At 64.0% G+C, this 23,086-nt stretch carries 16 protein-coding genes; 7 read left to right on the plus strand and 9 right to left on the minus strand.

Features of this window, described 5'->3' with window-relative positions; all coding sequences use genetic code 11:
- Position 1: 1 nt before the first annotated feature.
- The 5 genes from DBR47_RS06800 to DBR47_RS06820 all read right to left on the minus strand — a co-directional run bounded on the left by DBR47_RS06800 (position 2) and on the right by DBR47_RS06820 (position 7,460).
- Positions 2-889: a carbohydrate ABC transporter permease gene (locus DBR47_RS06800; protein WP_124448265.1), complete on the minus strand. Its 888-nt coding sequence runs from the start codon at positions 887-889 to the stop codon at positions 2-4.
- A complete protein-coding gene (locus tag DBR47_RS06805; RefSeq protein ID WP_231512177.1) occupies positions 889-1,728 on the minus strand; it encodes a carbohydrate ABC transporter permease in 840 nt (279 codons plus the stop codon). The genes DBR47_RS06800 and DBR47_RS06805 overlap by 1 nt, the downstream gene beginning before the upstream one ends.
- A gap of 99 nt (positions 1,729-1,827) precedes the next feature.
- A complete protein-coding gene (locus DBR47_RS06810; RefSeq protein WP_370454879.1) occupies positions 1,828-3,120 on the minus strand; it encodes an ABC transporter substrate-binding protein in 1,293 nt (430 codons plus the stop codon).
- A gap of 36 nt (positions 3,121-3,156) precedes the next feature.
- Entirely contained in the window at positions 3,157-4,518 is a 1,362-nt protein-coding gene (locus DBR47_RS06815) for a GH1 family beta-glucosidase (protein WP_124448269.1), read from the minus strand.
- 110 nt (positions 4,519-4,628) lie between these two features.
- Complete coding sequence (locus tag DBR47_RS06820; protein WP_124448271.1) at positions 4,629-7,460, minus strand: TonB-dependent receptor; 2,832 nt, start codon at positions 7,458-7,460, stop codon at positions 4,629-4,631.
- Between the two features lie 326 nt (positions 7,461-7,786).
- On the opposite strand from DBR47_RS06820, the gene DBR47_RS06825 reads away from it, so the two are divergent.
- Positions 7,787-9,799: a glycoside hydrolase family 3 protein gene (locus DBR47_RS06825; protein ID WP_231512168.1), complete on the plus strand. Its 2,013-nt coding sequence runs from the start codon at positions 7,787-7,789 to the stop codon at positions 9,797-9,799.
- A 52-nt stretch (positions 9,800-9,851) separates the two neighbouring features.
- The gene (locus DBR47_RS06830; protein WP_124448273.1) at positions 9,852-10,883 is read left to right on the plus strand and encodes a LacI family DNA-binding transcriptional regulator; all 1,032 of its coding nucleotides are present in this window, start codon (positions 9,852-9,854) and stop codon (positions 10,881-10,883) included.
- Here DBR47_RS06830 and DBR47_RS06835 read toward each other — a convergent pair.
- Positions 10,880-12,055: a GGDEF domain-containing protein gene (locus DBR47_RS06835; protein WP_124448275.1), complete on the minus strand. Its 1,176-nt coding sequence runs from the start codon at positions 12,053-12,055 to the stop codon at positions 10,880-10,882. The genes DBR47_RS06830 and DBR47_RS06835 overlap by 4 nt on opposite strands.
- A 99-nt stretch (positions 12,056-12,154) precedes the next feature.
- Entirely contained in the window at positions 12,155-13,576 is a 1,422-nt protein-coding gene (locus tag DBR47_RS06840; RefSeq protein WP_124448277.1) for a metabolite/H+ symporter, read from the minus strand.
- A gap of 551 nt (positions 13,577-14,127) precedes the next feature.
- Between DBR47_RS06840 and groES the strand changes: the two genes are divergently transcribed.
- Together groES and groL are read left to right on the plus strand one after the other, a co-directional pair.
- A complete protein-coding gene (gene groES / locus DBR47_RS06845) occupies positions 14,128-14,418 on the plus strand; it encodes a co-chaperone GroES (RefSeq protein WP_102768033.1) in 291 nt (96 codons plus the stop codon).
- Between the two features lie 58 nt (positions 14,419-14,476).
- Complete coding sequence (gene groL, locus DBR47_RS06850; RefSeq protein WP_124448279.1) at positions 14,477-16,126, plus strand: chaperonin GroEL; 1,650 nt, start codon at positions 14,477-14,479, stop codon at positions 16,124-16,126.
- Positions 16,127-16,223: 97 nt separating this feature from the next.
- Here the strand turns inward: groL and DBR47_RS06855 are convergent, their stop codons facing one another.
- Positions 16,224-16,784: a PEP-CTERM sorting domain-containing protein gene (locus DBR47_RS06855; RefSeq protein WP_124448281.1), complete on the minus strand. Its 561-nt coding sequence runs from the start codon at positions 16,782-16,784 to the stop codon at positions 16,224-16,226.
- A gap of 361 nt (positions 16,785-17,145) precedes the next feature.
- On the opposite strand from DBR47_RS06855, the gene DBR47_RS06860 reads away from it, so the two are divergent.
- Complete coding sequence (locus tag DBR47_RS06860) at positions 17,146-19,155, plus strand: DUF1631 family protein (RefSeq protein ID WP_124448283.1); 2,010 nt, start codon at positions 17,146-17,148, stop codon at positions 19,153-19,155.
- Entirely contained in the window at positions 19,145-21,439 is a 2,295-nt protein-coding gene (locus DBR47_RS06865) for a patatin-like phospholipase family protein (protein WP_124448285.1), read from the plus strand. Before DBR47_RS06860 ends, DBR47_RS06865 begins: the two co-directional genes overlap by 11 nt.
- Before the next feature lie 10 nt (positions 21,440-21,449).
- On the opposite strand, the gene yihA is transcribed toward DBR47_RS06865, so the two are convergent.
- Complete coding sequence (gene yihA / locus DBR47_RS06870; RefSeq protein WP_124448483.1) at positions 21,450-22,148, minus strand: ribosome biogenesis GTP-binding protein YihA/YsxC; 699 nt, start codon at positions 22,146-22,148, stop codon at positions 21,450-21,452.
- 205 nt (positions 22,149-22,353) lie between these two features.
- Between yihA and DBR47_RS06875 the strand changes: the two genes are divergently transcribed.
- Positions 22,354-22,983, plus strand: a complete 630-nt coding sequence (locus DBR47_RS06875; protein ID WP_124448287.1) for a cytochrome c — start codon at positions 22,354-22,356, stop codon at positions 22,981-22,983.
- The last annotated feature ends 103 nt before the right edge of the window (positions 22,984-23,086 follow it).

Below are 23,086 nucleotides of genomic sequence, written 5' to 3' on the forward strand. Positions count from 1 at the left end.
CTTATCCTTTGACTGCGCCGGCCGCGATGCCGCGCACAAACCAACGACCCGAGACCAGATAGACCAGCAAAGGCACCATGGAGGTCAGGATGGTGGCGGCCATATTCAGGTTGTAGAGCCGCTCGCCGGTGGTGGTGTTGATGACGTTATTGAGCTGCACCGTTATGGGCAGGTTCTCGCGCCCCGCGAAGACCAGGCCCAGGATGTAGTCGTTCCACACCCCCGTCACCTGCATGATGGCCGCGACGATGAGCATGGGGGTGGACATGGGCAGCATCAGCTGCACAAAGATGCGCCAAAAGCCGCCGCCATCGATGCGCGCCGCTTTGAACAACTCCTGCGGAATACCGAGGTAGTAGTTGCGGAACAGCAGGGTCATCACCGGCATGCTGAAGACGATGTGGACCAGCACGATGCCGGGCAGGCTGCTAAACAGCCCCACTGCGGCCAGGAGCTTGACCAAGGGGTAAATCATCACCTGCACGGGGATGAAGGCACCCAGCATCAAGACGCCAAACAAGACGTTAGCGCCGCGCGGCCGCCAAAAACTCAGGCAATAGCCATTGAGCGCACCGATCAGAATCGGCAAGACGGTGCTGGGCACGACGATGGCGACCGAGTTCCAAAAACCGGTGCGCACCCCCTCGCAAGAAACGCCCGTGCAAGCCTCGCTCCAGGCGGCGCGCCAGGCGTCCAGCGTGGGCGCCAGCGGCAGGGCGAAGAGATTGCCCAGGCGGATCTCGTCCATGCTTTTGAGCGAGGTGCTGAGCATGATGTAGAGCGGGGCCAGGAAGAACAGCGCCGCGATCAGCAAAAAGCCGTAGATGCCCCAGCGCGCGGGCGTCATGCCGCGCCGGGGGCGGGCTGATATTGCAAGAGCGGCAGCCATCAATGGCCTCCCTGCCCGGCCGCATGGCTGCGGCTGCGGGCGTACAAGAACGGGGCGACCAGGATCAGCACCGTCAGCAGCAAGACCATGGCGCCGGCCGAGGCCAAGGCGATATTGGCGCGGCCAAAGAGATGGTCCATGATGAATTTGGCCGGCACATCGCTGGCCGTGCCGGGGCCGCCCTGGGTCATGGAAACCACCGCGTCGAAGACCTTGACCACGCCGGTGGCCAGCAGCACAAACACCGTCGCCAAGGTCGGCGCCAACATGGGCAGCACGACCGAGAGGTAAACCCGCCAAGCAGGCACGCCGTCGATGCGCGAGGCCTTCCAGATGTCTTCATCAATGCCGCGCAGCCCCGCCAGCAGCAAGGCCATCACCAGGCCCGAGGCCTGCCAGACGCTGGCGATGACCACGGTGTAGATCACCAGGTCCTGATCGATGATCCAGTCAAAAGTGAAGCCCGCCCATCCCAGCTGACGCATGCTGTGCTGCAAGCCACTCTCGGGGTTGAGCACCCATTGCCAGACCAGGCCGGTGGCCACAAAAGACATGGCATAGGGGTAGAGAAAGGCGGTGCGCAGCAAGCCCTCGCCCTTGACCTTCTGGTCGATGAACACCGCCAGCAAAAAGCCGATCACCATGCTGGCCACGATGAAGAGAACACCGTAGATGCAAAGGTTTTGCAGCGAGAGCAGCCAACGCTCGTTCTCAAACAAGCGCTCGTACTGCAGCAAACCAACATAGTCGTCCGCCGGAAAGGTGCGCGAGCTGGTGAAGGAGATGCGCAGCGACCACAGGGCCGCACCCAGATAACCCAGCAGCACGGTGATGGCCATGGGCAGCAGGGCCGACCAGGGCGAAACTCGGCGAGTGAAGTGCCGCAGGCGCGCGGCGAACTTAGAGGATGAAGAAGCGCTGGAAGCCATGGCCAGCCCTCAATTGCTGCGCAGGGCGGCGATCAGGTCTTTCTGCACCTTTTCCACCGGCACATTGCGGTTCCAGTAATTCGTCAACACATCGGACATGGCGCCGTTCTGGTCCGGCGTCAGATAGACCTCACCATTGCCCAGCTGGCGGGACTTGTCTTTCATGATGGCCAGGCCTTGCTGGGCGCAGGCATCCATCTTGGAGGCGTCGACATCGGTGCGTATGGGGATGGAGCCCTTGCGCATGCTGAAGGCCACTTGGGTGGCGGGCGCGGTGATCACGCTGGCCAGGAGCTGCTGGGCCTTGAGGGCCTCGGGCTTGTTGGTCTTGGGGAAGACGAAGACGTCGCCCTGGATCACATAGGGCGAGTTGGGCCCGAAGCCCGCGATGCAGCCGTACTCGCGCCCCGGCTCCTGCTTGGCCAGGGAGAACTCGCCCTTGGCCCAGTCGCCCATGAACTGCAGGCCCGCCTTGCCGGTGATGAGCAGGGCGGTGGCGTCGTTCCAGTTGCGGCCGGGCGAGCCCTTGTCCACATAGCCTTGCAGGCGCTTGAAGGTCAGCAAGACGTTCTTGAAAGCCTCGGACTGGATGGCCTTGGGGTCGCGGTCGCGCAAGACCTTGAGATACAAGTCGCGCCCACCCAGATTGCTGAGCACGGCGGTGAAGACGATATTGTCTTGCCAGGATTGGCCCCCATGGGCCAAGGGCACGAGGCCAGCGGCCTTGAGCTTGTCCAGGGCCGCAAACAGCTCATCAAAGTTCTTGGGCTCGGCCGCGATGCCGGCTTTTTTGAACGCGGCCTTGGAGTACCAAAGCCACAAGGGCATGTGGATGTCGACCGGCGCGGCGTAGTAATGGCCCTTGACGCGTATGACGTTGAGCACGGTCTCGGGCAGGAACTGGTCCCAGTGATCGCGGGCCGCGACTTCGTCCAGATTGTTCAGCAAGCCCTGCTCCACCACATCGAGGAACTGCTTGGAGGTGTTGAACTGCGCGGCCGTCGGCGGGTTGCCGCCGACGATGCGGTTGATGGCCACCGCACGCGCCTGCTCGCCCAGGGCCACGGCGGTGTCCACCCACACGCCGCCCTGGGCGCGGTAGGCATCCGCCAGGGTCTTGACGGCGGCGGATTCGCCCCCGGCCGTCCACCAGTGGATGACCTCGGCGCGCGGGGCCGGGCCTGCCGTTGCAGCTGCTGCGGGCTTGGCCTGCGCCCAGGCCATCGCAGGCAGCATCAGCGCCAGCAGTGCGGCCATGGCGACCGTGCCTCGGCGCTCAGGGGTCGATTTGTTTTTATTCATTTTTTTGTCTCCAGTAGGCTAGCGATGAACAGGCATTCAGCGCTGCAGAAACTCGCGGTACCAATGGCCGCTGGCCTTGAGGATGCGGGCCTGGGTCGCATAGTCCACATAGGCCAGGCCAAAGCGGCGCGCATAGCCTTCGGCCCATTCAAAGTTGTCCAGCAAACTCCAGGCAAAGTAGCCACGCACCGGCACACCCAGAGCTATGGCCTCGCGCATGGCGGCCAGATGGCGCGCCAGATAGCTCAGGCGCTGAGCGTCATTGACCCTGCCATCGGGCAGCAAGATGTCTTCGTAGGTCGAGCCGTTTTCGGTGATGAAGATTTGCTCGGGCGCGTAGTCGCGCTGCAAACGGCTCAGCAAATCCCGCAGGCCTTCGGGCGAGACCTCCCAGCCAAAGGCGGTGCGCTCCACCCCCTGGCGTTCCACCACACGGGTCTGCACGGGCCCCAGGCCCGGCGCATCGGCCACGATTTCGGGGAAGTAGTAGTTCACACCGAGAAAATCCATGGGGCTGGCGATCTGCGCCAGATCACCCGCCTGTGTGCGAGGCGCCAATTCGCCCAGCATCTCCAGCATATCCGCCGGGTAGCCGCGGCCATAGAGTGGGTCCAAAAACCAACGGTTGCGAGAACCGTCGTGACGCTGAACCGCAGCGGCATCGGCCGCGCTATCGCTGGCCGGGAGTATGGGGTGCAGGCTGAGCGTGATGCCGACCTGGGCCCCAGCCGAGTTGGCCCGAATGATGGGCAAGGCCTGGCCGTGCGAAAGCAAGACATGGTGGCAGGCCTGCAGGGCCGACTGCAGACTGGTCTCGCCCGGCGCATGCACGCCCTCCCAATAACCCATGAAGCAGGAGCACCAGGGTTCGTTATGGGTGATCCAGTGCTTGACCCGGTCGCCCAGGCGGCGGGTGACGGCCTCGGTGAACTCAAGAAAAGCCGCCACCGTCTCGCGCGACTTCCAGCCCCCTTGCTCCTGCAAGACCTGGGGCAGATCCCAGTGATACAGCGTGGCCCAGGGCTGCAGACCGCGGGTCAGCATGCCGTCGACCAGGCGCTCGTAAAAATCCAAACCCGCTGCATTGACGGCACCCCGCCCCTGGGGCAGCACACGCGGCCAGGCGATGGAGAAACGGTAGGCATTGACGCCCAGGCTTTGAGCCAGATCCAGGTCTTGCGGCCAGCGATGGTAGTGGTCGCAGGCCACCGCGCCGCTGCTGCAATCGCGGATGCGGCCGGGCTGGGCGCAGAAGCGGTCCCAGATGGACTCGCCGCGCCCATCCTCCCCCGTTGCGCCTTCGATTTGATAGGACGAGGTGGAGCAGCCCCAACGAAAGTCGGAGGCGAACTCATCCCGGCGCAGCGCAGGCAAGGAGGCTTGGAGGATTGGATTCATAGGCAAAGAAGCGTGGGAAGCTCAAAGGTTCAATGACCAGGGGAAAACGGGATGGCAGCGCGAACACAGAGCCAGGCGCGGCTCGGGCGCCTGGCTCTGCCTCTGCGCGCTTAGTGGAACTTGTAGTTAAAGCCCAGCAGGTACTGGCGCCCGTACTTGTTGTATTCCAAGGGTGCCGTCACGCCGCCAAAGCCTGCGCCGTCCTGCACGCTGCGGTCGGGCGCATCGGTCAAGTTGACGACTTGCAGCAGCAGTTGCAAGCCCTTGGCAGGCCCGCTCTGGAACTCGTAGCTGGTTTGCACATCCACCGTGTTCTGCGCCAGCGTCCGGGTCAGGGAAGTGGCACCGAACAGGCTGGCGTACTCGCCGCGGAAGTCCGAGCGATAGCGGTCGCTGACGCGCAGGGCAAAGCCATTCTTCTCGTAGAAGACCTGCAGGCCGGCGACGGTGCTGGACAAGCCCGGCAGCGTCTCCCAGCTGGCCGTGCCATCCAGGCCCTTGACCTTGATGGAGCTGCTGGTGAAGGAGGCCGTGGCCACCAGGCCGAAGCCGTCCAGGCTCTTGGACAGCAGGCTGCCGTCCAGCGAGGCGCTCAGTTCCAGGCCACGCATATTGCCGCCCTCGCCATTGGCCTGGGTGTTGTAGGTGCCGATGGGCGAGGCCGCCGCGGTGCCTGAGGCGTTGATATAGCCGGTGAAGTCGAAGGGAATGCTTTGCTTGTAGATATAGCTATCCAGATACTTGTAGAACAACGCGGCCGCCACATAGCTGCTCTTGCCGAAGTACTGCTCCAGCGAAAGATCGGCCGACCAGGCGCGCCAGGGATTGAGCTTGGGATTGCCGCCCTCGCCCGACCAGACCGGCGCGCCGGTGGTCGCGACCGAGGCCGAAGACGAGGCATTCATATCGTCGATGCGGGGCCTTGCCAAGGTCTTCGCCAAACCCAGACGCAGCTTGCGGTTGCTGCCGATATCGCCCACCAGATTCAGGCTGGGCAGCACATCGGTGTAGCTGGTGCCGGGGTCAATCTGGCCGATCACCTTGCCACTGCTGTCAAAGGCATTGGCGTTTGAGTCCTGCCGGGTGTGAATCACCTGCAAGCCCAGATTGCCGTGGATGGGCACATTGCCCCATTGGCTCTCGATATCGGCCTTGGCATAGGCCGTGGTGATGTGTTCGTGCACACCAAAAGTCTTGGCCAGATCACCGGTGGGGCCACCGCTCAGATTTGGCGTCATGGTGTAGTACTTGGACGCCACGGCATTCACGTCATAAGCCAGGCCGCCGGGCAGGCCCACAAAGCCCAGGGAGCTGCTGGGCAAAACGTCGGCGGCACTCAGCAACTGGGTCTTGCTGCCATTCTTGAGCGTGGCGAACTCCACCGCGTACTCGCGGGTTTTGTCGCGCTGGTTGAAATTGATGCCGACATCGATCTGGCTGAAGAAACCCTCCAGATCGCGCTTGGCATGCAGGCGGATGTTCTTCATCTCGTCAAACTGGGTGTTGCGCGCCAAGCGGCCCGCATGGCCCCAGTTGGCCGGATCGCTCAGCGCCACCAAGGAGGGGTCGGCCAAATTGGTTGTCGTCCCAAAGGTCGGGAAGCCCGGCGTGGTGGGCAGATTGAAGCTGATGGTGGGTGAACTGGCCGTGCCGGCATAGGTCTCGAACAGGTTCTCGATCCGCTTGGCGCTGGAGTAGCTGAGGTCGGCAATCGCCGTCCACTTGCCCAGCACTGCCTCGGTGTTCCAGCCCAGGGCGCGCAAGGTGTCGTCGCGGGTGTTGTAGTCATTGCGCACCACCAGATTCGGCGCGAACGTGGTGCTTCCCGAGGTGACCAGAGTCTGGTCGCCCACCGGCGTGGTCTTGATATTGCTGAACACGCTGCCGGGCACACCCCAGCCATCGCCGATGCTGCCCATCAGGCCGCGCATGACCTCGGTCTGCTTGAACTTGGAGTAGTAGAGATCGACCGTGCTGTGCAGGTTCTTGTTCGGCTTGAACTCGAACACGCCCATCAGGCCGTCGCGTTTGTCGGCACGCGAAACCGTGGTGGCCTCGAAGCCGCTCAAATAAGTGGCCGCACCGGGCGTGCTGCCGGTGACGGGGTTGCAGCCCCACTCCGGGTGAGCCACGCAGTTGGCGTCGGTTTGAAAGCCCCAGGCCTTGTAATGCAGCTCCTGGCCGGGCGCGTCCAGATGAGCAAAGCCCAGGGCCACGCCGATGGTGCGGTCGGCAAACTGGTCGATGTAGGCCGCACTGACGCGGCTGCCATTGGCCGAGCTGCCGCCATAGCCATGGTTCAGATCGCCATTGGAATTGCGCTCGCCACGCAGGTTCAGCGACACGGTGCGGCCGCCCTCGGCAAGCGGACGGATGGTGTGCAGATCCACCGTGCCCGAGATGCCTTGGCCGACCAGGGTGCCGTCCGGTGTTTTGTAGACCACCGCGCCGGACATCAGCTCGGCCGGGTACTGATCGAACTCCACCCCTCGATTGGTGCCGGTGGAGGTTTGCTCGCGGCCGTTGAGCAAGGTGCCGGCAAAGTCGGGCGACATGCCGCGAATGGCGATCACCTGCGCACGTCCATCGACCCGCTGCGCAGCCAGACCGGGCAGGCGGGACAAGGACTCGGCGATGCTGATATCGGGCAGCTTGCCGATGTCTTCGGCGCTGAGCGCCTCGGTGATGGAATCGGAGTTGCGTTTGAGCGCGATGGCGCTCTCGATGGCGCCACGGATGCCGGTCACCACCACGGTGTCCAACTGGCTCACGTTCTTGCTATTGCTGGCGGCTGGCGCGGGGGTGGGCTTCTCGGTTTGGGCTTGTGCCTGGCTCAAAGACCCGGCCAGCAAGGCGGCACACACCGCCGCCACGGGCCTAAGGTCGAATCGGGGGCGGCTGCCGGACCGGGACGCAGGGGGGAGCTTCTTGAATGGGTACATCAGCTTGTCTCCGTTGGCCTTGTTGTTGAGTGAGGGCATTGGAATCCGATGCTCGACCAGCAGCCGGCCACGCCGCTGGCCAAGTCAACACGGCCTCATGCGCTCTCAATCCGGTCGACGTTTGCAGGAGCTTGGCTCCCCCCTGTGCTTGCCGGACTTGCTGAGAACCCTGATTCCCCGTCAAAGTGGAATCGTTTCCAATTCGGAATGAAATTTACTGCTTGGCTTCTTGGCTTGTCAACCACGTTTGCCTTAGGACCCGCCGCAAGCCCCTAGAAATGGCGGCCGCGAGGCCGCGACGCCCTCCACAAGAAAGACCTCGCCCCATGCCGAACACAGCTCTGAACGCCCTGTTCCTCACCCCCCTGATCTGGGGCCTGATCGGCGTTGCGCACGCAACACAAAGCGATGCCGAGCCCCCGCTGCCAAGCGTCGAGCAGCGCCAGCAATTGATGGCGATCAAGGCGCAGGCCTGGCCCCGACCCGAGCAGGCACGCACGCCCGACCCGGCGCTGGAAGCGCGCATCGCCACCCTGCTCCAATCCATGACCCTGGCGCAGAAAGTCGGGCAGATGACGCAGCCGGAGATTCAGTCCATCTCCGCGGATGAGATCCGCCGCTACGCGATTGGCTCGGTGCTGAACGGCGGCGGCTCCTGGCCCGACAAGAACAAGGCCGCCCGCGCCGCCGACTGGCTCGCGCTGGCCCAGCGCTACCGTCAGGCCTCGCTGCAGACCGGCCTGGCCCAGCCCATCCCCTTGATCTGGGGTACCGACGCCATCCACGGCCACAGCAATGTGATGGGTGCCACCCTCTTTCCACACAATATCGGCCTAGGCGCCGCCCACGACCCCGATCTGGTGCGCGAGATCGCCCAAGCCACGGCCAAGGCCGTGCGCGCCACCGGCATCGACTGGGTGTTTGCGCCCACCGTGGCCGTGGCGCAAAACCTGCGCTGGGGCCGCAGCTACGAGAGCTTTTCCTCCGACCCCGCCTGGGTGCGCGCCTATGCCAAGGCCTATGTCGAGGGCTTGCAAGCCTGGACCCCGCGCGGCACCCGAACGCTGGCCACGGCCAAGCATTTCATCGGCGACGGCGGCACAGAAAACGGGGTCGATCAAGGCCTGACTCAGACCGAGGCTTCCAAGCTGATCGCCCTGCACAGCCAGGGCTATTACGGCGCGCTGGAAGCCGGCGTGCAAACCGTGATGGCCTCTTTCAACAGCTGGACCGACCCGCTCAGCGGCATCCGCTACGGCAAGATGCATGGCAGCCAGGCCTTGCTCAGCGGCTTGCTGAAGGAGCGCCTGGGCTTTGACGGCCTGGTGGTGTCGGACTGGAACGGCATCGGCCAAGTGCCGGGCTGCAGCGACGCCGACTGCCCGCAAGCCATCAACGCCGGGGTAGACCTGGTGATGGTGCCCACGCTCTGGCGCGAATTCATCGCCAACACCGTCGCGGCGGTGGAGGACGGGCGCATCCCCATGGCCCGCATCGACGATGCGGTCAGCCGCATCCTGCGCGTCAAGCTGCGCGCCGGTCTGTTCGCGCATGCGCCGGGCGATGCCGCCGAGGCCGGCAGCCAGCAGGCCTTGCTGGCCCGCGATCTCGCCCGGCGCGCGGTGCGAGCCTCCGCCGTGCTGCTGAAGAACAATGGCAAGCTGCTGCCGCTGCGCCCGGGCAGCCGCGTGCTGGTGGTAGGCAAGAGCGCCAACAGCCTGGCCAATCAAAGCGGCGGCTGGTCGCTGAGCTGGCAGGGCGACCTGACAAGCAACGCCGACTTCCCCCACGCCGACACCGTGCTGGCCGCCCTGCGCAAGGCCCTGGGAGCCCGGGCCGTGGTCTTCGACGAAGCCGGGACGCAGCAAGACCCACGGCGCTTTGACGCCGTCATCGCCGTGCTGGGCGAAACGCCGTATGCCGAGGGCAAGGGCGACATCCCGCCCGGCGACACCCTGCGCCACAGCAGCCGCCACCCGGAAGACCTGGCCGCCTTGCGCGCCGTCAGTGGTCGGGGCCGCCCGGTACTGAGCCTGCTGATCTCGGGCCGGCCGCTATTCGTCAATGATCTGCTCAATCTCTCCGACGCCTTCGTCGCTGCCTGGCTGCCGGGCACCGAAGCGCGCGGGCTGACGGATCTGCTGGTCCAAGCCCGCCGGGCCAAGCCGGCCCAGGACTTCAGCGCCCGCCTTTCCTTTGAATGGCCGCTAGAGCCCTGCGGCAAAGGCCAGGCCTGGCCGCGTGGTCATGGCCTGCAACTGGCGGCCCAAAGAGGGCAAGACCTGACCCTGGCGCAACTGCCCGAATGGCCAGAGATCCAGCACTGCCCGCTCGAATAGATCCGCAGCGCTGCAATAATCCAGCCCATCTCTTGGAGCAGCGCTGAAATTCATGGCAACCATCAAAGATGTTGCACGTCTCGCGGGTGTGGGTGTGGGCACGGCCTCCCGCGTCATCAGCGGCAAGGGCTCGGTGGCGCCGGCCACCGCCCAGCGGGTGCGCGAGGTGATCGCGGAGCTGAACTTCCGCCCCTCGCATGCCGCGCGCTCCCTGCTCTCGGGCTCGTCCCAGATGATTGGGGTCTACATCCCAGCGCTCAAAGGCACGTACTACACGCCCATCCTGCAGGTCATTGACACCGAGTTGCGCAACAAGGGCCGGCATATGGTGGTGGCCTTTGGCCAGGGCGAAGGCGATGAGCGCAGCCAGGCCATGGAAGGTCTGCAGTTCCTGATCGAGCGCGACTGCGACGGCCTGGTGGTGATGAGCAATGCGCTGGAAGAGGAAGACGTCAAGACCTTGCGCAACACCCAGCGCAATATCGTCGTGCTCAACCGCGTGTTCAAGCGTGGCAAGGAGCAATGCTTTAGCGCCGACCATGTGCAAGGCGGGGTGGTGGCAGCACAGGCCTTGCTGGCCCACAAGCACAAGCGCATCGCCGTCATTTCCGGCCCGGCCAACTCACCCGATAACGCTGCGCGTATCCGCGGCTTCATGGAGGAGCTGGCCCGCAACGGCATTCCCCAGCATGAGGTTTTCACCGTGGCCAGCGATTTCTCGCCCGAGGGCGGCTGGGCCGCGGCCCAGACCTTGTTGGCCAGCCAGAAGAAGTTCAGCGCCATCTTTTGCGCCAATGACGAGACCGCCATGGGCGTGCTCTCGCACTTTCAGCAAGAAGGCATCTCGGTGCCGGGCGAGATTTCGGTGCTGGGCTACGACGACACCCAAAGCGCCGAGTACACCGCGCCGCGTTTGAGCTCGGTCCACATCCCCATGCGCGAGGTCACGCTCAACGGCCTGAACTGGCTGATGAATCGCTGCTACGACTCCGATCTGCCGGTCAGCCGGGACTTCCCCATCCGCATGACTTGGCGCGCCTCGGTAGGCCCGGCGCCCCGGGCTACCAAACTCGGCCCACGCTAGGCCGGCAGGGCAGACAAGGGCTGGGCGAACACGTATTTGTTCTTGCCCGTGGCCTTGACGGCGTACATGGCCAGGTCGGCCGCCTTCTTCAAGGCCAGCAGCTCGTCCGCATGGTCGGGGTAAAGCGCGATGCCTATGCTGGCGCTTACCGCAATCTGCTGCTGACCGTAGGCGATGGGCTCGGCCAGGGCCAGCAAGATCTTGTCGGCGATGTCGGCGGCGCAGGCCTGGCGGTTCAGATCGCTCAGGATGATCAGGAACTCATCGCCACCGATGCGGGCCGCGGTGTCGGTGGAGCGCACGCTGGCTCGCAGACGCAAGGCCACCTGCTTGAGCACCTGATCGCCAGCGTCATGGCCAAAGTTGTCGTTGATGGCCTTGAAGCCATCCAGGTCAACGAAAAGAAAAGCCACCTTGTGCCCCGTGCGGCTGGCATGGGCCATGGCCACGCTGCTGCGGTCATTGGCCAGGCGCAGCAGGGGCAGGCCGGTGAGGTTGTCATGCATGGCCAGGTGTGCAATCTGATCCCGCTGACGCCGGATCTCGATCTGCTGCCGATGCAAGTCCCCCAGCAAACCGTGCACGGCGCGGGTGAAGGAGCCCACCGCCGTGGCGATGGCGCCGGAGGTCAGGGCCAGGGTCATCATCAGATTGATCCACACCGCCGGCTGCTGCGACACTTCATTGAGATTGACGCCGATCGCATGTCGGCCGCTGAGCACGGCCAGCGCCACCAGGGCGATCAAGGCCACCACCCCGCCAATCATGGCGTAGACCTGGGAGCGCGGGTACAACATGGCCGCGATGAACAAGCCCATCGAGAAATAGTTGCCCGTCGGCGCCGACTGCCCAAATGAGATCAAGCCACCGGTGCCGGTGAAGAACAGCACAAACAGCAGGACCCGCGACTTGAAGCGCAAGGACAAATGCTTGCGGCGCACAAAGGTGTAGGTCAGCAGGCTGGTGGCCAGCGCGAGCATCGCAAACGCCAGCGGCAGGCGCAGCGCCTGAGGGCCCATGAAATTGCGCCAAAAAGAGAGCCCCAGAATGCACAGCGAGAGCAGGACGATGCCACGCATGACATCGTCCACAAAGGCCTCGCGAAACTGCAAAAGCCGGGCGTCGGGGTCGATCAGGGCTTCAGGGTCGCCGATCTCGGGCGATTCGCTCATTCCAATTCCTCCGGGCCCCGAGTATCGGCGAAGCGGGGCCCCGCCTAACTCATGGCCCGAGCGCAGGCTCTTGCAAGCCCTTACAAGATTTCGCGCCAATCAGCCCTTGATGGAGGCCAGATCCACATCGCGCGTTTCACCCGAGGCCAGCAGCGCGCCCAGCGTCAGCAGCCCATTGGCCGCCAGATACAGGCCCACGCCCCAGAGGCCATAGGCCTTGTTGAGTTCCAAGGCCACCAGGGTAGGCACCGAAGCGCCGACGATGGAGGCCAGGTTGTAGGCCAGCGAGGCGCCGGAATAACGCACCTCGGTGGGGAACAACTCCGGCAGCAAGGCGGCCATGGGGCCAAAGGTGAAGCCCATCAAGGCCAGGCCGACGATGATGAAAGCCAGCACGGTCAGCGGCGTGGCGGCCTGCAAAAAGCTGGAGATGCTCAGACCGAACACCATGATGGCCAGGGTCACGCCTATCAACCAACGTCGGCGCCCAAAACGGTCGGCCAGGATGCCACCGATGCTGGTGCAGATGCCGAACACCACCGCGCCGATCAGCAAGATGCCGGTGAAGGTGTTGGCGGGAATGCCCAGACCCGTGGGATGGCCCGCCGCCGACACCGCCACCGGGCTCTTGGAGTAAACCTGCACAAAGGCCGTCATCAGATAGAACAGCACATAGGTGGTGGTCATGATGAGCACACCGCGCAGCAAGGCACCGCCATGCTTGCGGAAGACCTCGGACACCGGCGCATGCAGCTTCTTGCCCTGCTTCTCCACGTCCTGGAAGACCTGGCTCTCGTGCAGATTGAGCCGCACATACAGGCCCACACCCACCAGCACCACCGACAGCAGGAAGGGGATACGCCAAGCCCATTCCACCAAGGCCTCGGCGCCCAGGAAGTAGCTGACCAGGAAGAACACGCCATTGGCGGCAAACAAGCCGATGGGCGCGCCCAGCTGCGGGAAGCTGCCGAACAGGCCACGCTTGCCCTTGGGCGCGTTCTCGGTCGCCACCAGGGCGGCACCGCCCCATTCGCCGCCCAGGCCTATGCCTTGCCCGATGCGGAAGATGCACAGCAGGACGGGAGCCCACAGGCCGATCTGCTCATAAGTGGGCAGCAGACCGATGGCCACGGTGGACACGCCCATGGTCAGCAAGGACGCGACCAGGGTGCGCTTGCGCCCAATCTTGTCGCCGAAATGGCCGAACAGGGCCGAACCGATGGGCCGAGCCAAAAAGGCCAGGGCCAGGGTCGAGAGCGAGAGCAGGGTTGCCGCCGAGCTATCGCCCTTGGGAAAGAACTGGGTGCTGAACACCAGCACGGCCGCCGCCGCATAGATGTAGTAATCGTAAAACTCGATGGCGGTGCCAATCAGAGAGGCAAAAGCAACCTTGCGCGGTGAGTTGCGCGGCGCACCGACGGCTGGGGCCGCGGAAGGGGCAGAAACCGCAGAAACAGCAGAAACAGCAGAAAGGGCCGCATCGGCAGCCGCGCCGGGCACGGTTGTCGCAGAAGAAGACATGGAATCCTTTCGGAGCGCGGGGCCTGGCCTGTGTTTGCGCAGGCAGGACAAGACCCCGGCGAGGTGAACGCGAGATGAACGCTTGCAGAGCAAGCAAGAAGCAGGCAATCAAGGCGCGCGCCGATCGGGCTGGGAGCGCCTCGCTCTTGATCCAAGACAAGTGACGGCCAGATGGGGTGACCCAGGCTGGCCGCTCAAGCGCGCAACGGGGTGATGCTGCGAGCTCGCGTCGGCCACCATTGTCCGGCATGAAAACAAGCCCGACTCCAACCCCAGTCGGCGCTGATTGGGCCCCAGCCGCCGCAGCCATGCGCTGCCGCCAGCCAGGGCTTTTGCGGGCGGGGGGTCTTGAACTGTCACGACTCACCCCTATAATTCGTTTGCTAGCACTCAAGCCTCGCGAGTGCTAACGATCCAAAAACCTTTGCCAAACAAGCAGTTAGCAAGAGTTACGGATCACCCATCGTTCCCCATGGCGGAGTCGACGGGCCTTGTTCTGACAAGACCTGCCTGCTTCGCTCACAAGTCCCGACCTATATCTAGGAGATGTGATGAAACTGCGTCCTCTGCACGATCGCGTGATCGTTAAGCGCCTCGAACAAGAAACCAAGACCGCTTCGGGCATCGTCATTCCTGACGCCGCTGCTGAAAAGCCGGATCAAGGCGAAGTGCTGGCCGTCGGCGCCGGCAAGCGCAATGACAAGGGCGACCTGATTGCTCTGAACGTCAAGGTCGGTGACCGCGTTCTGTTCGGCAAGTACTCGGGCCAGACCGTCAAGGTCGACGGCGACGAGCTGCTGGTGATGCGCGAAGAAGACCTGTTTGCAGTCGTCGAGAAGTAAATCTTCGTCCGACTCGCAACAAGTTCTGACCCTTTTCTAAGAATTCGGAGAAATACATATGGCAGCAAAAGACGTGATCTTTGGCGGCGAAGCTCGTGCTCGCATGGTTGAAGGCGTGAACATCCTGGCCAATGCGGTCAAGGTGACCCTGGGCCCCAAGGGCCGTAACGTGGTGCTCGAGCGCTCCTACGGCGCTCCCACCGTGACCAAGGACGGTGTGTCCGTGGCCAAGGAAATCGAGCTGAAGGACAAGCTGCAGAATATGGGCGCCCAGATGGTCAAGGAAGTTGCTTCCAAGACTAGCGACAACGCTGGCGACGGCACCACCACCGCGACCGTGCTGGCTCAAGCCATCGTGCGCGAAGGCATGAAGTACGTGGCCGCCGGCATGAACCCCATGGACCTGAAGCGCGGCATCGACAAGGCGGTTGCTGCCCTGGTCGCCGAGCTGAAGAAGGCCTCCAAGGCCACCACCACCTCCAAGGAAATCGCTCAAGTTGGCTCGATCTCGGCCAATAGCGATGAGTCCATCGGCAAGATCATTGCCGACGCCATGGACAAGGTCGGCAAGGAAGGCGTCATCACCGTCGAAGACGGCAAGTCGCTGGACAATGAGCTGGACGTCGTCGAAGGCATGCAATTCGACCGCGGCTACCTGTCGCCCTACTTCATCAACAACCCGGAAAAGCAAGCCGCGCTGTTGGACAACCCCTTCGTGCTGCTGTACGACAAGAAGATCAGCAACATCCGCGACCTGCTGCCCACGCTGGAGCAAGTGGCCAAGTCGGGCCGTCCCCTGCTGATCATTGCTGAAGACGTTGAAGGCGAAGCCCTGGCGACTCTGGTGGTCAACACCATCCGCGGCATCCTGAAGGTTGTGGCCGTCAAGGCGCCTGGCTTCGGCGACCGCCGCAAGGCCATGCTGGAAGACATCGCCATCCTGACCGGCGGCAAGGTCATCGCCGAAGAAGTCGGCCTGACCCTGGAGAAGGTCACCCTGGCCGATCTGGGCCAAGCCAAGCGCGCCGAAATCGGCAAGGAAAACACCACCATCATCGATGGCCTGGGTGCTGCCGCCGACATCGAAGCCCGCGTCAAGCAAGTGCGCATCCAGATCGAGGAAGCCACCAGCGACTACGACCGTGAAAAGCTGCAAGAGCGCGTGGCCAAGCTGGCTGGCGGTGTTGCACTGATCAAGGTCGGCGCTGCGACCGAAGTCGAGATGAAGGAAAAGAAGGCCCGCGTTGAAGACGCCCTGCACGCTACCCGCGCTGCTGTGGAAGAAGGCATCGTGGCCGGTGGTGGCGTGGCTCTGCTGCGCGCCAAGCAAGCTGCTGGCACCATCGTCGGCGCCAATGCCGACCAAGACGCCGGCATCAAGCTGGTGTTGAAGGCCATCGAAGCCCCCCTGCGCGAAATCGTTTACAACGCAGGCGGCGAGCCCAGCGTGGTGATCAACGCTGTCTTGGGTGGTTCGGGCAACTACGGCTTCAACGCTGCCAACGACAGCTACGGCGACATGATCGAGATGGGCATTCTGGACCCGACCAAGGTGACACGTACGGCCCTGCAAAACGCAGCTTCCGTCGCTTCGCTGATGCTGACGACCGAGTGCATGGTCGCTGAATCGCCGAAGGAAGAAGCAGCCGGCGGCGGCATGCCTGGTGGCATGGGCGGCATGGGCGGCATGGGCGATATGGGCATGTAATTGCTGCCCGCCGGGAAGCCTCGCGCTTCCCTGCTCAGCCAGATCAAAAGGGCCGCTTCACAGCGGCCCTTTTTTCATTTCAAAGCCCCTGCAAAACTCAGGCGCTGCGACGCTTGCGTGCCGCCAGACCGGCGCCCCCCAAGGCCGCCAACACCAGCGCCAGCGAGGCCGGCTCGGGCACTTGCGAGTTGTTGTCCATGGTGGCCGTGATCTGGCCGCGGGACAAATAACCCGGCAGATCGAAGTTCTCGCTCCAGGCCTGGTTCTGCCCCTGGCCGCGCACATGGAAGGCCTGACCCCAAAGCACGTTGGAGCGCACGTTTTCGGTGTCCAGCGCCAGCCCGTCCACGCCATTGGCGCCGAAGCTGGCGTTGAAGGTTTTCAGCGTATCCAGGTCGAAGTTCAGCACATCCGTATAGGTCTTGTACTTGAAGGTCAGGGTGAAGCTGAAGCTCTCCAAATCCTCCAAGCCTATGGTGCCGCTATAGCTGCCCGACTTGGTGCTGAAGAAACCCGTGCCCGTCGCCGTCGAAGGCGTCCCCCACCAACCCGGCTCGCCTACACCGCTATAGCTCAAACTCACCGGCGCCGCCTGGGCCCCAGCCAGCAGCAATGCCAGGGCCGCACCCAGCATGGTCTTGCCCATCGTGTTTCTCATCAGTTTTCTCCCTTGTCTACAAACCGAGTCAGCCCGCACCGGGCGAGCTGGGCGCAAACCAAACGCCGAACATGCACGGCATCTGTTTCACGAGCCGCGATTTTCTCTGCCCACTGCCGGGGCCACACCCCGTGTTCGAGGGGACAAAAAAGCGAAAATTTGCCGAAGTTTTGCGAGGGGCAAGACCTGTCACCGCCGGGCCGATTTCTCACCCTTTTTTTCTGGACTTGGCGGGACTGTGGGCTTGATGCTGCACAAGCGTGGGGCTAGGCCCCACCCGATCCAGGGGAAGGCGGCGTCTGAGAGCAAAATCTAGGCCAGTGCGCCTACATAATGCGCGATCCTTGGATCCATCCACTTCATGCCCGCTCCGACCCAGAACTCCTTGTTGGATGAAGCACGCAAGCAGCTGCCCATCCTGAGCCGCGCCCTGCTGAATGCCATCCAGGACGAACTCGAGGCCAAAGCCCAGCATTTCCCGCTGCAAGACGCCTGGCGCCGCCTGCGCGGCAGCTTCGCCTTCGACTTCGAGTGCGCGGTACTGCCCTTGATCGAAGCGGCCGCACGCGGCGAGGATCCGATCCAGAAGCGCAGCGGCAGCCTGGAAACGCTCAGCCTGGTCGACGAGCGCCAGGCCTTGCAAGACGTAGCCATCGCGCATGTGATCCATGTGGTGGAAGAGCAATGCAAGCCAGAGCTGCACCAGCTGGGCAACTTTTTCGCCGCGCTGCGCGGCACGGCGCGCGCACGCAAGAACGAAAACCCGCTGCGGCCAGGCCTGTTCGCCCAGGCCTTGCTGACCGCCTTCTCCGGCGTCCAAATCGAGCCCGAGCGCCGCTACGGCCTGATGCATGTGGCGGCCACGCCGCTGTCGCAAGGCCTGTTGCGTCTCTACTCGGCCCTGTGCGGGGAGTTGCGTGCCGCCGAACTGAGCGGTTTGGTCGCCAGCCACGCCTCCAAGCTGCAGGACAAGAGCGCCGATCTGCGTCTGTTTGAAGGCCGCAGCCTGAACGAGCCCGCCACCCTGGATGGCCTGAGCCGTCGGGTGGAGGAGAGAAATTCGCGCCTGCAAGGCCTCGCGAATGCAGGGGCGGCGGGCCAGGAGCCCGTCTTCATCAAGGCCACCGGCCCCGATATGCTCAACCGTCTGTATGAGCAAATCCTCTCGGATCCGCGCCTGCTGCCGCCCATCAAGGGCTTGCTGGGTCGGCTGCAGGTGGCCGTGCTGCGCCTGGCCCGCAACGACACCAGCTTGCTGCATCGCCAAGATCACCCGACCTGGCGCTTGCTCAACCGCGTGGCCGCGCACGGCATGGCCTTCGACAGCACCGAGGACGAGCGCCTGAAAGAGTTTCTGCGCTTTATGGAGGGGGAGCTGCCGCTGCTGATCGACAGCGCCACGCCCAGCGCCGTCCTGTTCCAGAACGTGCTCAGCCGGGTCGAGGCGCACTTGAGCGCCCAGGCGCAGGAACGCAGCCAGGGCAGCGCCCAAGCCCTCGCCACCTTGGAGCGCAAGGAGTTGCGACCGCAATGGCTGGAGCTGCTGCGCGAGCAAATCAAGGCCCAAACCGCCGGAGCCCCGCTGGCACCCAAGATGAGCCAGTTCCTGCACAACACCTGGACGCAGATCATCGTGCAAGCCATGGTCTGGCACGGCCGCGACGCGCCCGAGGTCGCCCAACTCGCCGACTGGGTGGACCTGCTGATCGATAGCCTGCACGAGCTGCCCGACGAAGCCGCTCGCCAGGGCTTGCGCAAAAAACTGCCGCCGCTGCTCGCCACCTTCAACGCCGGTTGCGACGCTATCAAGCTGCCCGAGGCCAAGCGAGAACCGGTGTTGCGCGAGCTGATGGAGCAACACGGCCGCTTGCTGCGCGGCCTCAGCGCCCTGCCCGAAGCCTTGCAGGCCCAGATGCAGGCCGCTGCCGCGGCCACACCGCCGCAGCCCATGCCCTCGCCCGAGGCCCAGCTCAGCCGCTTGCTGGAGGAGCGCGAGTCTCGTCAGCCGGACCACTGGAGCAATACCAAGATCGACCGCGGCCAACTGCCCACGGTGCCGGTGCAGCTCTATGACCAGATGACTTCGCTGGAGTCGCAAGCCGCCATCAATCAATGGATGATGGGCCTGCAGGTGGGCAATTGGTACCACCTGTTTGTGCAGAGCGAATGGCTGACGGCCCAGGTGGCCTGGGTCAGCGAGAGCCGGCAGTTCTTCCTCTTCGTCGGTCAAGACCCGGACGAGCGCCACTCCATGACGCGGGGTGCGATCGAAAAGCTGCTGGCCAATGGCCTGATCACCGCCCTGGACGAGACCAATGTGGTGCAACGCGCCGTGGACACCTTGATGCAGGATTTGAACCATGGCGCGTGAGAGCCGGGGCTTGCGCCAAAGCCTTGTCCAGCTGGGTTGTCTGGCCTGCTGCGCGCTGAGCTTGATGGGCGGCGCCGCCCTGGCCCAGACCGACGCGATCGCGCCGCCGGTCAGCGCCACGACGGCAGCTGGCCGCGCCAAGATCGGCCTGGTGCTTTCGGGTGGAGGCGCGCGCGGCCTGGCCCATGTGGGCGTGCTGAAGGTGCTGGAGCGGGAGCGCATCCCGGTCGATGTGATCGCCGGCACCTCCATGGGCTCCATCATCGGCGGCCTCTACGCCAGCGGCATGACGGCCCAGGACCTGGAGCGCGAGCTGCTCCGGGTGGTCTGGAGCCATGTGTTCGCCGGCCGGGTGGACCGCCAGCTCTTGTCACAAAGGCGCAAGGAAGAAGACTTCGAATTCTCTGCGGCGGTCGAACTGGGCATGCGGGACGGCGAAATCCGCCTGCCGCAAAGCACCTTGTCCAGCCGCGGCTTGGAGATCCTCTTGCGCCGCTTCACCATGCCGGTGCGGCATATCCAGAAATTCGATCAGCTGCCCACGCCCTTCCGCGCCGTCGCCACCGATATGGAGAGCGGCGCCCAGGTGGTGCTGGCCGATGGCGATCTGGCGCTGGCCATGCGCTCCAGCATGAGCGTACCGGCCGTGTTCTCACCCACCGAGGTGCACGAGCGCCTGCTGGGCGATGGCGGCCTGGTCAACAATCTGCCGGTGGACGTGGCCCGCAGCATGGGGGCACAGCGCCTGATCGCCGTCAATGTGGGCACGCCGCTTTCCAACCGTGCCTCGCTGAGCTCCCTGGTCGGCCTGACCGGGCAGATGATCAATATCCTGACCGAGCAGAATGTGCAGCGCAGCCTGGCCACGCTGTGGAATGAGGATGTGCTGATCACCCCGCAGCTGCAAAACCTCGGCTCGGGCGACTTTGAACGCACCAAGGAATTCATCGCCGCCGGCGAGGCCGCGGCCGAGGCCTTGATTCCCCAGCTGCGCGCCCTGGCCCTGAATGCCGAGGACTACGCCGCCTGGCATCTGGCCCGGGTGCAGGCCAAGCTGCCCAGCCCCAAGATCCAGAGCATCGAGTTCGCCGGCACCACGCTGACCCACCCGGCCCGCTTCCAGGCCCAATTGGAATCGGCACCGGGCCAGCAGTTCGACACCGAAAGAGCCGAGCGCGATGCGCGCTTCCTGGCCTCCTCGGGCGACTACGAGCGGGTGGACTATCACGTGGAAGAACGGCCAGGCGGCGACGCCCTGCTGTTCACCATGGACGATAAATACTGGGGGCCCAACTACTTCCGCGTCGGCCTGGACCTGAGCACCGACTTCGACGGCGAGAGCGCCTTCAATCTGCGCATCTCCCACAACCGCCATTGGCTCACCCCCACCGGCACCGAGTGGCGCAACCAGGTCTCCATCGGGCAGACGCCCCGCGTGTTCAGCGAGATCTACCAACCCCTGAGCTTCAAGATCGGCCACTCCAACGACTGGTTCCTGTCCGCCTGGGCCGAGGCCGAGCGCCGCAACTTCACGCTCTACAACAACAACTCCGACATCGCGGCCGCACGCCTGCAGCGCCAGTCCGGCACCGTGGGTTTTGACATCGGCCAGCCCTGGAGCAGCTTGGGCGAGGTCCGCCTGGGCGTGGTGCACCAGACCTGGCGCAATGTGGCCAAGCTGCTGACGGTCGATCTGGTCGACCCGCGTCTGGACACGACCTGGCAGGAGACTGGACTGCGCCTGCGGGCCGTCGTCGATCAGCTGGACTTTGCCAACTTCCCGCAGCGCGGCTACCGCGTGCAGTTCGACGCCATCGGCGGCAAGCAATCCGGTGGCCCGGTGCAAAGCGCCGACTTCCAGCGTGCCGAATTGCAAGCCACCATGGCCAAGAGCTGGGGGGCACACACCCTCAATCTGAACTTCCGCGGCCTGATCGCGCGCCAGCCCGAGGAGTCGGCCCAAGGGCCTTACACCCTGGGTGGCTTTCAGCAACTCTCGGGCTATCAGTCCGGCCAGTTGATCGGTGACACCCTGGTTTTTGGCCGCGCCACCTACTACCTGCGCCTGCGCGACAACCCGGTGCTGACCCGCGGCTTCTTCGTCGGCGGCTCGCTGGAGTTGGGCAATGCCTGGATGCGCACCGACAAGCTCTCGGTTGCCGATCTGCGCACCGCCGCCAGCGCCTTCATCGGCGCCGACACCGGCTTAGGGCCACTCTACCTGGGCCTGGGCTATGCGCCCAAGGGCGGCACCCTGCTCTATCTCTTTATCGGTCGACCCTGAGCCCAGCGGCTCAGGCCGCCGGGGTCGCGGGATCAGCAGCGGGCGCGGACGGGCTCGCTTCCGCCGCGGCCGCCGGCACCGTATGCACCCACTCGTGCAGGATGGCGGCCACATCGGCCACGCCTTGCTTCTTCAATGCCGAGAACAGGGTCACCCAGACATCCGACTCGGCAGTGGCGATGGTGTTCAGATGGGCCAGGGTGGAATAGAGGGCAGCGTCGGCCTCCTTGCGGTTGAGCTTGTCCGACTTGGTCAGCAGCACCAGCAGCTTGATCTCGCCGTTACGCACCCGTGGGGTGACGAACTCCAGCAGCTGCTTGTCCAGATCGGTCAGGCCCAGGCGCGAATCCACCATCAGCACCACGCCGGAGAGGCTGCGGCGAATGCCCAGATAGTCGGCCATCACCTTTTGCCAACGCAGCTTGGCGGTGCGCGCCACCGCGGCATAGCCATAACCCGGCAAATCGGCGAACCAGGCGTTCGCCGCGTCCTTGGGGCCCACCTCAAACAAATTGATGTGCTGGGTGCGGCCAGGGGTCTTGGAGGCAAAAGCCAGACGCTTTTGCTGCGCCAGGGTATTGATGGCGGTGGACTTGCCCGCATTGGAGCGGCCGACGAAGGCAATCTCGGGCAATTCGCTGGCGGGCAGGTGGACCAGCTCGCTGGCGGTGGTCAGGAAACGCGCAGTGTGGGTCCAACCCAACACCATTTTGTCTTCCGCCGAGTCCTCAACACCACGGCTGACCGTGGTTTTCCCTGCACGGCGAGAGACAAGACGGGTGTAACCCCGCGTAGAAGCGGGCGTTTCAGCCGGTGTGTGTTGCGGCGCAGATGAGGTGTTGGTCATGATTTATTAAGCCTTGTGGTTTGCCATTGTAAAATCCCTGGGTTGCGCCTACCGAATCAATAAATTCATGAAGAAGACTGCTGCTTTCCTGTTGTCGGGCTTTTTGTTGACTTCTGCCGCGTTGAACGCAGTGGCGAACGAGGCCAAAGCCCCTGCGAAGCCTGACTTGCTCAAGGGCCAAGCCATCTCCACCCAAGTCTGCGCGGCCTGCCACACGGCAGACGGTTCGCGCGGCACTCCGGCCAACCCCATCATCCAGGGTCAGCATGCCGAGTACCTGGCCAAGCAATTGACCGAATTCAAATCGGGTGTGCGCAACAACGCCATCATGAAGGGCATGGCCGCCACGCTGTCCGACGAGGACATCAAGAACGTCGCCGCCTTCTACGCCTCCAAGCACGCCAAGCCCGGTTTCGCCAAGAACAAGGACACCGTCCATCTGGGCGAAAAGATCTACCGCGGCGGCATTGCCGACCGTTCCATCCCCGCTTGCGCCAGCTGCCACGGCCCAAGTGGCTCCGGCCTGCCGGTGCAGTACCCGCGTCTGGCCGGTCAGCATGCGGACTACACCGAAGCCCAGCTGAATGCCTTCCGCGCCGGTACTCGCACCAACAACGCCCAGATGACGGGCGTTGCGGCCAAAATGAATGATCGCGAGATCAAGGCCGTGTCTGACTACATTGCCGGTCTGCGCTAAGCGCTCACCCGCAATCTTCGGGCTTTGCCTGGGCCAGAAATGGCCGGCAAGGTCCGAGCAAAGCTTCAAAGGCCGGTGAGTTTCACCGGCCTTTTTTCTTGAC

This window comes from Paucibacter sp. KBW04, assembly GCF_003852425.1.
Taxonomy (GTDB): Bacteria; Pseudomonadota; Gammaproteobacteria; order Burkholderiales; family Burkholderiaceae_C; genus Paucibacter_A.

Excerpts from the sequence above, each read along its gene's own strand:
- groES (WP_102768033.1), top strand. The coding sequence starts at position 14,128 with ATGAAACTGCGTCCTCTGCACGATCGCGTGATCGTTAAGCGCCTCGAA.
- DBR47_RS06860 (WP_124448283.1), top strand. The coding sequence starts at position 17,146 with ATGCCCGCTCCGACCCAGAACTCCTTGTTGGATGAAGCACGCAAGCAG.
- DBR47_RS06800 (WP_124448265.1), bottom strand. The coding sequence starts at position 889 with ATGGCTGCCGCTCTTGCAATATCAGCCCGCCCCCGGCGCGGCATGACG.
- DBR47_RS06830 (WP_124448273.1), top strand. The coding sequence starts at position 9,852 with ATGGCAACCATCAAAGATGTTGCACGTCTCGCGGGTGTGGGTGTGGGC.
- groL (WP_124448279.1), top strand. The coding sequence starts at position 14,477 with ATGGCAGCAAAAGACGTGATCTTTGGCGGCGAAGCTCGTGCTCGCATG.
- DBR47_RS06840 (WP_124448277.1), bottom strand. The coding sequence starts at position 13,576 with ATGTCTTCTTCTGCGACAACCGTGCCCGGCGCGGCTGCCGATGCGGCC.
- DBR47_RS06805 (WP_231512177.1), bottom strand. The coding sequence starts at position 1,728 with ATGGCCATCACCGTGCTGCTGGGTTATCTGGGTGCGGCCCTGTGGTCG.
- DBR47_RS06820 (WP_124448271.1), bottom strand. The coding sequence starts at position 7,460 with ATGTACCCATTCAAGAAGCTCCCCCCTGCGTCCCGGTCCGGCAGCCGC.
- DBR47_RS06815 (WP_124448269.1), bottom strand. The coding sequence starts at position 4,518 with ATGAATCCAATCCTCCAAGCCTCCTTGCCTGCGCTGCGCCGGGATGAG.
- DBR47_RS06855 (WP_124448281.1), bottom strand. The coding sequence starts at position 16,784 with ATGAGAAACACGATGGGCAAGACCATGCTGGGTGCGGCCCTGGCATTG.
- DBR47_RS06835 (WP_124448275.1), bottom strand. The coding sequence starts at position 12,055 with ATGAGCGAATCGCCCGAGATCGGCGACCCTGAAGCCCTGATCGACCCC.
- yihA (WP_124448483.1), bottom strand. The coding sequence starts at position 22,148 with ATGGTGTTGGGTTGGACCCACACTGCGCGTTTCCTGACCACCGCCAGC.
- DBR47_RS06865 (WP_124448285.1), top strand. The coding sequence starts at position 19,145 with ATGGCGCGTGAGAGCCGGGGCTTGCGCCAAAGCCTTGTCCAGCTGGGT.
- DBR47_RS06875 (WP_124448287.1), top strand. The coding sequence starts at position 22,354 with ATGAAGAAGACTGCTGCTTTCCTGTTGTCGGGCTTTTTGTTGACTTCT.
- DBR47_RS06825 (WP_231512168.1), top strand. The coding sequence starts at position 7,787 with ATGCCGAACACAGCTCTGAACGCCCTGTTCCTCACCCCCCTGATCTGG.
- DBR47_RS06810 (WP_370454879.1), bottom strand. The coding sequence starts at position 3,120 with ATGAATAAAAACAAATCGACCCCTGAGCGCCGAGGCACGGTCGCCATG.